Source organism: Streptomyces coryli (assembly GCF_011044975.1).
GTDB classification, from domain to species: Bacteria; Actinomycetota; Actinomycetes; order Streptomycetales; family Streptomycetaceae; genus Streptomyces; species Streptomyces coryli.
The window spans coordinates 26,706-35,460 of the sequence record NZ_JAAKZV010000063.1 but is presented as its reverse complement, the minus strand read 5'-3'; the positions used below and the strand labels follow the sequence as shown (position 1 = coordinate 35,460).

8 protein-coding genes and 1 pseudogene are annotated in these 8,755 nt (G+C 72.9%); 8 read left to right on the top strand and 1 reads right to left on the bottom strand.

The features are described 5' to 3' along the window. A pseudogene (locus G5C51_RS16505) lies at window positions 1-263 on the top strand (hypothetical protein); the annotation flags it as partial. On the opposite strand, the gene G5C51_RS16500 reads toward G5C51_RS16505, so the two are convergent. Continuing rightward, window positions 257-1,282, bottom strand: a complete 1,026-nt coding sequence (locus G5C51_RS16500; RefSeq protein WP_165237962.1) for a hypothetical protein — start codon at window positions 1,280-1,282, stop codon at window positions 257-259. The pseudogene G5C51_RS16505 and the gene G5C51_RS16500 sit on opposite strands and share 7 nt — an antisense overlap. A gap of 52 nt (window positions 1,283-1,334) precedes the next feature. On the opposite strand from G5C51_RS16500, the gene G5C51_RS16495 reads away from it, so the two are divergent. From G5C51_RS16495 to G5C51_RS16465, 7 genes are all read left to right on the top strand, one after another. Beyond that, window positions 1,335-1,706 (top strand): VOC family protein, encoded by a 372-nt coding sequence (locus G5C51_RS16495; protein WP_165237961.1) that lies wholly within the window; start codon window positions 1,335-1,337, stop codon window positions 1,704-1,706. 163 nt (window positions 1,707-1,869) lie between these two features. Continuing rightward, window positions 1,870-3,549, top strand: a complete 1,680-nt coding sequence (locus G5C51_RS16490) for a lytic transglycosylase domain-containing protein (protein WP_165237959.1) — start codon at window positions 1,870-1,872, stop codon at window positions 3,547-3,549. A gap of 86 nt (window positions 3,550-3,635) precedes the next feature. Further along, the gene (locus G5C51_RS16485; RefSeq protein WP_165237970.1) at window positions 3,636-4,853 is read left to right on the top strand and encodes an MFS transporter; all 1,218 of its coding nucleotides are present in this window, start codon (window positions 3,636-3,638) and stop codon (window positions 4,851-4,853) included. Window positions 4,854-4,910: 57 nt separating this feature from the next. Continuing rightward, window positions 4,911-5,231 (top strand): DMT family transporter, encoded by a 321-nt coding sequence (locus tag G5C51_RS16480; RefSeq protein WP_165237957.1) that lies wholly within the window; start codon window positions 4,911-4,913, stop codon window positions 5,229-5,231. An 84-nt stretch (window positions 5,232-5,315) separates the two neighbouring features. Beyond that, complete coding sequence (dapD, locus tag G5C51_RS16475) at window positions 5,316-6,308, top strand: 2,3,4,5-tetrahydropyridine-2,6-dicarboxylate N-succinyltransferase (protein ID WP_338118172.1); 993 nt, start codon at window positions 5,316-5,318, stop codon at window positions 6,306-6,308. A gap of 97 nt (window positions 6,309-6,405) precedes the next feature. Continuing rightward, a complete protein-coding gene (locus G5C51_RS16470; protein ID WP_165237953.1) occupies window positions 6,406-7,851 on the top strand; it encodes a hypothetical protein in 1,446 nt (481 codons plus the stop codon). Between the two features lie 46 nt (window positions 7,852-7,897). After that, a complete protein-coding gene (locus G5C51_RS16465; protein WP_165237951.1) occupies window positions 7,898-8,719 on the top strand; it encodes an EI24 domain-containing protein in 822 nt (273 codons plus the stop codon). Window positions 8,720-8,755: the final 36 nt, after the last annotated feature.

Here is an 8,755-nt window from a genome sequence, read left to right as displayed (position 1 = left end):
GGGGGCGGCCGGGGTGGCTCGCGGTGGAACCGGCGTGCGCCGGGTGCGCGGGGGCGCGGAAGGCCGTCGGAGCGGCGGAGTTCGGGCGGCTGGGTGGGGAGGGGCTGCGGGTGCGGGTCGCGGCGGCCGCGGGTATGGCCCCGATAGCCGGCAGCGACAGCACCGTCGTCGAACTCGCCGCCGAAGCGGCGCTGCTCCAGGCCCGGTTGGATCACTTCCAGACCGAGCTGGCCAAGCTCACCGGGGACCCGCCGGCTCAGTAATGCACCCGCACCCGCACCGCCCGGTGATCCGAGTAGTTCATGTCCGCCCGGTCGTCCCCGGTCAGCTGCTTGTCGGCGGCGTCGCCCTCGTCCCAGGTGACGGTGTGTGCGTCGGACGTCGCCGGCAGGCCGCCCGCGCCCTTCCTCGCGAAGAGGAAGTCGATACGGCGTGATGTCCCGCTCAGCGTCCAGTTCTTCGCCAGGCACGCCTTGTCGCCGGCGCAGGCCGCGTACACCCCGTCGCGGTAGCCGCGGCTGCCGCCCAGGTCACCGTTGGTCTTCGCGTACCAGCCGCGGTACGCCGCGCCGTCCAGGTCCGTGATGTTGGCGTCGCCGCCGAAGATCAGCAGGCTGCCGCCGTAGCCGTCCTGGGTCAGCTCGGCGGCGGCCTCCGCGGCGTTCGACTCGGCGCACGCGGGGCCGCCGGACGCGGCGGTGGGCCAGTGCACCGAGGCCACCGTGACGTCCTTGTTCGCCGCCTTGTCGTGCAGCCGGACCTTCACCGCCTTCGTCCGCGCCTGATCGTTGTTGGCGCAGCTGCCGCTCTCGTCCGACTGGGCCTGCCAGCGCTTCGTCTCGGCGTTCGGGTCGCTCTTCAGGTCGAAACGGCCGGTGCGGTAGATCACCGCGTTGGTCTGGTGGTCCTTCGGGGCGCCGCAGGGACTGTTCATCGCGGCGGGGCTGGGCTCGGCGATCACCGCCCGGTAGGTCTCCCCGAACTCCTGCGAGAGCCGGGCGGTATAGCTGTTGAGCTGCGTCTGATTGCTGATCTGCTGCATCACGAAGACGTCGGGCCGGTACGTCTGCAGCTTCATGTAGTGGACCAGGTCCTGCCAGTCGCCGGGGCACTGGAGGCCGACCGTCGGCAGGTTCTCCACGTTGTTCACGTAGGCCTGCAGGAAGGCCGGGTCGTTGTTGGGGGCGCCGGTGGCGGCCTGGGCGGCGGGGGCCGGTACGGAGGCGATGCCGGCGCCCAGCGCTGCCGCGGCGGCGGCGAGCAGAAGTCCTCGTCTTCGCATGTCCCGTGGATACCGGGTGCCGGTTGCGCGGGAGTTGCGCGACGATCGGGGCATGCCGCTGCAGCTGCACCACATCGTCATCGATACGCACGACCTGCCGCGCCTCGCCCGCTTCTGGGCCGCGGTGCTGGACTGGCCGATTCTGTCCGTACGGGAGCGGGAGATCGTCATCGGCCCGTACGAGAACGCGCCGGCCGGGATCTGCTTCATGCCGGTGAGCGAGCCGAAGCGGACCAAGAACCGGCTGCATATCGACCTGACCACCACGGCCGAGGACCGCGACGCGGAGATCGAGCGGGTCATCCGGCTGGGCGCCCGGCGGGTGGACGTTGGGCAGACCGGGGAGGAGTCGTGGACCGTGCTGGCGGATCCGGAGGGGAATGAGTTCTGCGTCGTACGGCCCAAGCGGACGCTGATCGCGTGACAAGCGCGGTGTTCGAATTACTGAGGGCGGTGACAATCTTCGCCTAAAGGGGCCGACAGTTGTAAGTAACCCATTGATCTGCATAGTTGCCGGAAGTACGTTCCGCTGCGCCAGTGCGTCGTCGTCGCAAAGTCGTCGCAAAGAAGCGGTGCCGGAGGGAACGTTGACCGACAACCAGGAGCAGCCGTCCCGGCCATTCCATACCGACCTGCCACCCGCAGGGCCCCCGGCGGGCGCCTCGGACGACCCTGCCCAGGTGCCGGCCGTCCCGGCGCACGTCGGCATCCCCGCGACCGCGCTCGCGGCCTACCGGCACGCGGAGGCGAGCCTCGCGGTGACGTATCCGGGGAGCCGGCTGGGGTGGGAACTCCTGGCCGGGATGGGGATGGTGGCGTCCGGGCATGCGTGGGGCGGGGCGCTCGACGAGGGCGGGACGTTGGCTTCCGCCTCCGCCTCCGGCGAGGGGGTGCCCGGGGGGCGGAGGATCGGGCCGATGGGGTTCGATCCGTCCGTGTGGGCGCTGTGGGGGATCCGGGCGGCTCGCGATTCCCTCGGGGGAGGGGGCGAGGGCGGCGAGAGCGGTGCGGGTGCGGATCCGCTGAACATCTACGATGCGGCGCTGTCGGCCGGGCTGTGTCTGTGTGCGGGTGGGGGTGACCTGCGGGATGAGGATGATGCCCGGGCTGCGTTGGAGGCCTTCGATGCCGCGGAGGGGTATGCGGATGCGGTGATCGCGTGGACCGAGTCGTATGCGGTGGAAGGGACGTCTACCTCGGCCGTGGTGGAGGCGGGTGCGCTGGGGCTGAGTTGGTCCGGTGTGCCGGCTGGGGACGGAGAGCCGGACGAGGTGGAGGAGCTGGTCGACGGCGTTTCGGCGGTGGCTTGGGCGGAGCAGCTGGCCGAGGCCGATTACGCGGTTGAGGCGGAGCCGGAGCCGGCGTTGGAGCCGGCGGGCGAGGCCGAGCGCGAGCACGTACTCGGGTGGGAGCCCGAGCCGGAGGGCGAGCCCGAGGCTGAGCGCGAGCCCGCGCTTGGGTGGGAGCCAGAGCGGGTGGGCGAGCCCGTGCTTGAGCCGGAGCCGGAGCGGGAGCTCGTGCCGGAGCTCAGCCGCGAGCCCGATGCCGCGCCCTCCGCCGACCGCGACACCGCCCTCCTGCCCGCCGTACTCGCGGAGTTCGTCTCTCCCGAGGAGGCCGCGTCCACCGCCGCTGCCCCCGTCCTCGACCCCCACGAGCAGCCCAAAGCCGAGCGCTGGGTCATACGGGCCGCCGTCGGTGTCGTGCTCGCCGCCAGTGCGGCCTTCGGGGTGCTGGCGGTGCAGGGGCCCGACGGGCCTGAGTCGCAGCATCGGGATCAGGCGGATGCGGGGGACGGGGCGCAGGCGTCCTCCGGCGCCCCGCCGTTCGGGCCCACCGAACCCGGGAGCAGCGCGGCCAGTGAGAAGGCGGAGAAGTCGTCGCCCGATCACGATGCCGACAAGGCCGAGAGCAAGAAGGAGCCCGATAGCCGCGACGCCGCCGCCGGCGCGGGTTCCGACGGCGACGGTGCGCGGCCGCAGGGCGGCGAGGACGCGGACGCCGGCGGCTCGGCCGGGGGCGGGGACGCGACCGGCGGCGGGTCGAGCGGGTCCGGCGGGTCCGGCGGTACGAGCGGCGGGGACTCCGGCGACGACGGCACCACCGGCGGCTCCGGCACGTCCGGCGGGTCAAGTACCTCGGGCGGCGGCTCGAGTTCGGGCGGCGACGACGGCGGCGGCGACCCCGCGCCCAGCCCCTCCCAGTCGCGGAAGCTCCCCGGCACCGACTACTACGACTGGTCGATCTGGGTCCCCGGCATGCGCTGAGCCGAACCCCTCTGCCATAGTCCGTTCCGCATCGAGCATCGAGCATCGAGCATCGAACGGACTATGGCGGGGGGTCGCCGAGCATGCTGCGCACGCTGCGAAAGGTGCCGAAGACGGTCTGGCTGCTGGCGGGTTCGACCTTCTTCCAGCATTTCGTGTCGTTCACCTTCATCTACTTCTTCGTCTATCTCACCGACGCGCGCGACTTCCCCGTGGCCCAGGCCGGCGTGCTCAGCGGGATCGGCGGCGCGGGCATGGTGGCGGGGAACTTCACCGGCGGCTGGTTCGGCGACCGCTTCGGGCACCGGCGGGTGCTGATCACCGGCGCGGCAGTCACCGGGCTCGCGTATCTGAGCCTGCCGGTGCTGCCGGTGGCGCTGCTCTACGTAGCGCTGCCGCTCGGGCAGTACGCGGGCGGCACGATGCGGGCGGCGAGCGCCGCGCTCGTCGCGGTCGTGGTGCCGGAGGGGGAGCGGCGGCAGGCCTTCGCGGTGTGGCGGCTGGCGGCGAATGCCGGGGTCACCGTGGGGCCGCCGCTCGGGGCGCTGCTGATCGCGTACGTGTCGTACGGGTGGCTCTTCGCCGTCGAGGGGCTCGCGGTGCTCGCGGTCGCGGCGTATTCGGCGCGGGTGCTGCCCGCGGAGGGGCGGCGCCGGGCCCGTACCAAGGAAGACGACGCGCCGCGGTCCGGTGTCTGGGCCGCGCTGCGCGCCCGGCCCGGGGTGCTGCTTCTGCTGGGGGCGACCCTGCTGACGGACATGGCCTACCGGCAGCAGTACTCGACGCTGCCCGTGGACCTCGGCCGGCACGGCCTCGACACCCACGTCTACGGCTGGCTGATAGCGATCAACGGCGGCATGATCCTGCTGCTCGAGCTGCCCGCGACGCTGGCCCTGCGCAAGCACCCGCCGCTGCGGATCTTCGGCTGCGGACTGCTGCTGGTCGGGGCGGGCTATGCGGTGCTCGCCCTGGGGGTGGGCCTGGGCACGGCGATCGGGATGATGCTGCTGCTGACGCTCGGCGAGATCCTCTACAAGACCCCGGCCACGGCGTACGTGGCGGATCAGGCGCCGGAGGGGCTGCAGGGCCGCTTCCAGAGCCTGTACGCCGGCGTCTCGGTGAGCGGCGTGGTGCTGGCGCCGCCGCTGGGAGGCGGGCTGTACGAGCTGGCGCCCGGGATGCTGTGGGAGGTGTGCGCGGGGCTGGCCGCCGTGGCCGGCGTCGTGGTGCTGGCGGTCGGGCCGCGGCTCGGGCGCCAGGCGGAGCGCGTGCCCGTGGAATCCCGTCATCCGGTCCTCGACTGATCGGGCGCTGCCGTTAATCGGGCCATACCGGCCACCCCGGCTGCGTACGCTCGGGACATGATCTATCTGACCCTGGGCGGCGCGATTCTGGCGGAGGTGCTGGGCACCACCTCGATGAAGTACAGCGACGGGTTCAGCCGGCTGTGGCCGTCGCTGGGGACGGCCCTCGGGTACGCGGTGTCGTTCTGGCTGCTGGCGCAGACGCTGAAGACGCTCGAGGTGGGGACGGTCTATGCGATCTGGTCGGGGGCGGGGACGGCGGTGATCGCGGCGATCGGGATGCTGTTCCTGGGGGAGTCGGCGACGGCGGCGAAGTTCCTGGGCATCGCGCTGGTGATCGCGGGCGTGGCGGTGCTGAACCTCGCCGGGGCGCACTGAGCGGCCGGTATGGGCACGGCGCGCGGCGCCCGCAGTCCGAGACCGGTTCGCCTCCCGGCCCCCCGTCCGGTTAGGTTCAGGGGCGTGACTGCTACGAACGACACCCTCACCACCACCGGCGCCGTCGCCGCCGGCCTGGCCACCGTCGCCGCGGACGGCACCGTCCTGGACACCTGGTTCCCGGCGCCCGAGCTGGCCGAGGCGCCCGGCCCCGCCGGGACCGAGCGGCTGGACGCCGAGCGCGCCGCCGAGCTGCTGGGCGCCGCCGCGCCCAAGGCCCTCGGCCCGGACCCGCGCCGCGGCGTGGAGATCGTCGCCGTCCGTACCGTGATCTCCTCGCTCGCCGAGAAGCCGGCCGACGCGCACGACGTCTACCTGCGCCTGCACCTGCTCTCGCACCGGCTGGTCAAGCCGCACAGCATCAGCCTGGACGGGCAGTTCGGCCTCCTCGCCAACGTGGCCTGGACGAACCTCGGCCCGGTGCCGGTCGACAAGCTGGAGGAGGCGCGGCTGAACGCCCGCGCCGACGGGCTGCACCTGGCGGTCACCAGCGTGGACAAGTTCCCGCGGATGACGGATTACGTCGCCCCGGCCGGGGTCCGGATCGGCGACGCCGACCGGGTCCGGCTCGGCGCGCACCTCGCCGCGGGCACCACCGTCATGCACGAGGGCTTCGTCAACTTCAACGCCGGCACCCTCGGCACCTCGATGGTCGAGGGCCGCATCTCGGCGGGCGTCGTCGTCGGCGACGGCTCCGACATCGGCGGCGGCGCGTCCACCATGGGCACCCTGTCCGGCGGCGGCAACGTCCGCATCACCATCGGCGAGCGCTGCCTCGTCGGCGCCGAGGCGGGCGTCGGCATCGCCCTCGGGGACGAGTGCGTGGTCGAGGCCGGCCTCTACGTCACCGCGGGCACCCGCGTCACGATGCCCGACGGCCAGGTGGTGAAGGCCCGCGAACTCTCCGGCGCCTCCAACATCCTCTTCCGCCGCAACTCGGTCACCGGCACGGTGGAAGCCCGCCCGAACAACGCGGTCTGGGGCGGCCTCAACGACGTCCTGCACAGCCACAACTGAGTCCCACCGCCCAAAGCAGGCGAAGAGCGCCCCTCATCCGTGAGGGGCGCTCCGTGTCTCCGTCACCGCTTCAGTCCCGCAGCTCCGAGGAGGCCCCTTGCGTACCCACACCCTCGCCGCAATAGCCGGCTGTGTGGCCGTGCTGCTCGCCGGGTGCGGCAGTGCAGGCTCCGGGCGGTCCGAGGAGGGCGGTCGCGCGACCGGGCAGTGCGGCGAGCGTTCCGGGCCGGAGGGCCGGGGCGCGAAGGGCGCGGGTGACCTGGACCAGGACGGATACGACGACTACGCGACGACCGTGTCGATCAGGGACGCCTCCTCCCAGCTGCTCCGCAGCCAGGTCGCGGTCGTCCACGGCGGCAAGGGCGGCCTGGACCGGCACCGGGTGCGCATCTTCGACAAGCTCGGCCTGGTCCCGGGCGCCCGCGGCGACCTGGACGGCGACGGCTATACGGACCTGCTCGCCCAGCGGAACCCGGACGGTCCCGGTACGCCGGTCCCCGTGGTGATCAAGGGCGGCCCGGGCTGCCTCGGCGACCCGCAGCCGCTCAAGCTGCCCGCGGACTTCGCGGCCGGGGCGATGGCCGACGTGAACGGCGACGACGCTCTCGACCTGATCAACCCCGGGCACGTTCCAGCCGTCAAGGGCGGCAACCCCGGCGGGCTGCGCAAGGGGTCGGTGGCGTTCGGGCCGTTCGGCAAGGACGGGGCACCCGCCCGTACCGCGGCCCTCGACGTCGCTGCCGGCGGCCGGCCCCTCACGGGCGACTTCAACGGCGACGGCTTCGACGACGCGCTGATCCTCAGTCTCGACACGGGCGAAGAGGAGGACGACGACCCGCCACCGCCGCCGGTCGAGGGCTATTACCGCGGCAGTCCGCAGGGCCTGATCCGGATGCCGCTGCCGCGCACCCTCGGCAATGCCACCGCCGATGGCCGCACCATGCCCCGGGCCGGCGACGTGGACGGCGACGGCATCGACGACCTGCTCTCCTACGGCGACATGCCGCCGCCCGCGCCCAAGCCCGGCGCCGGCCGGCTCACGGTCGTCTACGGGGCCAAGTCAGGTCCCGGCACCGGACGCCCCAATTCCGTCTACAGCCAGGACACTCCGGGTATTCCGGGCGACTCGCAAGGTGCCGATCGCTTCGGTCCCGCGGCCACCGGCGACGTGACCGGCGATCGCCGCCCCGACCTGGTGATCAACACCCCCGGCGAGGACGACGACAACGGCCGCTTCACGCTGCTGCCGGGCGCCGCGCACGGCCCGCCGACCGCGGCCGGCGCGACCGCCTTCGACCTGGACACTCCGGGCGTCCCCACCCGCCACAAGGGCACGATCCACCACGGCTTCCACGCCGACTTCCCGCTGCTGGACATCAACGGCGACACGTATGCCGACGTGGTGGCCGCGGCCCCGCAATACCGCGTGTTCCGCGGCGGCTTCTGGCTCTTCCCCGGCTCGGCCGAGGGCCTGGCGGCGGACACCTCGCGCTACACCGATCCGGCCGGACTGGGGCTGCGGCTGCGGGTGAAGGGCGGCTGACGCCTCCACCCGGCGGCGCAGCGGGCGACTCCTCTAGGCTGCGGGGATGAGCGAATTCGGCGCCGGGCTGGCGTATCTCGGCAAGGGGCAGAAATGGGTGGCCCGGCACGGGCGGTGGTACGGGTTCGGGCTGCTGCCCGGGCTGGTGGCGTTTGTGCTCTTCGCGGCGGCGCTCGTGGCGCTCGGGTTCTTCGCCGATGACATCGCCACCTGGGCGACGCCCTTCGCCGACGGCTGGTCCGAGACCTGGCGCGGGGTGCTGCGCGGGCTGTTCATGGCCTTGCTGCTGGTCGGGGGGCTGGCGCTGGCCGTGCTGAGCTTCACCGCCGTCACCCTGCTGATCGGTGAGCCGTTCTACGAGAAGCTGTCGGAGGCGGTCGAGGAGTCGGAGGGCGGGGCGCCGGACGACGCCCCGCGGCGGCCGCTGTGGCAGGAGCTGTGGATCTCCGCCAAGGAGAGCCTGTACGTCCTCTCCCGCGCGCTGATGTTCACCATCCCGCTCTTCTTCCTCGGGTTCATCCCCCTCATCGGGCAGACCGTCATCCCCGCCATCGGCTTCGCCGTCTCCGGCTTCTTCCTCGCCGCCGAGCTCACCGCCGTCGCGATGCAGCGCCGCGGCATCGCCGTCCGCGAACGCCTCGCCCTGCTGCGCGGCCGCAAGCTGCTCGCCCTCGGCTTCGGGGTGCCGCTGGTGCTGCTCTTCCTCATCCCGCTCGTCGCGGTCTTCGTCATGCCGGGCGCGGTCGCCGGCGCCACGCTGCTCGTACGCGACGTCCTCGCCCGCGAGAACGAGCACGAGCGCCGGCAGCCGCAGCCGCACCATCCCCACCAGCACCCCGCGTTCGGTCTCCGGAAACCCGAGGCATAGCAGCACGCCCCCCGAAGCGTCTTCCCGGATAGCACC